This window comes from Vagococcus bubulae, from assembly GCF_003950315.1.
GTDB lineage: Bacteria > Bacillota > Bacilli > Lactobacillales > Vagococcaceae > Vagococcus > Vagococcus bubulae.
In genome coordinates, this window is sequence record NZ_NGJT01000059.1 from 1 (window position 1) to 1,106 (window position 1,106).

General features: G+C 40.8%; 1 protein-coding gene. It reads left to right on the forward strand.

What is annotated here, in order from left to right; all coding sequences use genetic code 11:
- On the forward strand, window positions 1–1,106 hold a 1,106-nt coding region (locus CBF36_RS12150; protein WP_125958617.1), incomplete at both ends, for a Cna B-type domain-containing protein.

The window sequence follows — 1,106 nt, forward strand, 5'->3', positions numbered from 1 at the left end:
GTGAAATTAGTGGAAACGTAGCCGAAGGCTTTGTGGTACGCAATACGAATACTGAAACAGTATCCATCCCAGTTGAAAAACGTTGGGTAGGAAAAGCTGGAGAATCAGCAGAGATTCATTTAAAAGCAGACGGTCAAACTATTGCGAGTCAAACCTTAACAGCGAAAACAAACTGGGAACATACATTTAAAGAGTTGCCAAAATATGATGCGACAACAGGCGAAGTCATTGATTACACGATTACTGAAACGCCAGTGGACGGTTATAATACAACCATTAGTGGGACAGCAAGTGACGGATTTGTCGTAACGAATACTATCACGGGTAAAGTCAGTGTAGGAGTCACAAAAGAATGGGTAGGCCCCAAAGCGAAAAGTGTGACGATTCAATTATTAGCGAATGATAAAGAAGTGTCAGAAGCGACATTAACAGCTGAAACAAATTGGCAACACACATTTGATAAGTTAGATCAGTATGACAAAGATGGAAAAGAAGTCACATATCGAATAACCGAAACGAGTATCAAGGGATATGACAGTGAAATTAGTGGAAACGTAGCCGAAGGCTTTGTGGTACGCAATACGAATACTGAAACAGTATCCATCCCAGTTGAAAAACGTTGGGTAGGAAAAGCTGGAGAATCAGCAGAGCTTCATTTGAAAGCAGACGGTCAAACCATTGCGAGTCAAACAGTGACAGCGAAAACAAACTGGGAACATATCTTTAAAGAGTTGCCAAAATATGATGCGACAACAGGCGAAGCCATTGATTACACGATTACTGAAACGCCAGTAGACGGTTATAATACAACCATTAGTGGGACAGCAAGTGACGGATTTGTCGTAACGAATACTATCACGGGTAAAGTCAGTTTAGGAGTCACGAAAGAATGGGTAGGCCCCAAAGCGAAAAGTGTGACGATTCAATTATTAGCGAATGATAAAGAAGTGTCAGAAGCGACATTAACAGCTGAAACAAGTTGGCAACACACATTTGATAAGTTAGATCAGTATGACAAAGATGGAAAAGAAATCACATATCGAGTAACCGAAACGAGTATCAAGGGATATGACAGTGAAATTAGTGGAAACGTAGCCGAAGGCTTT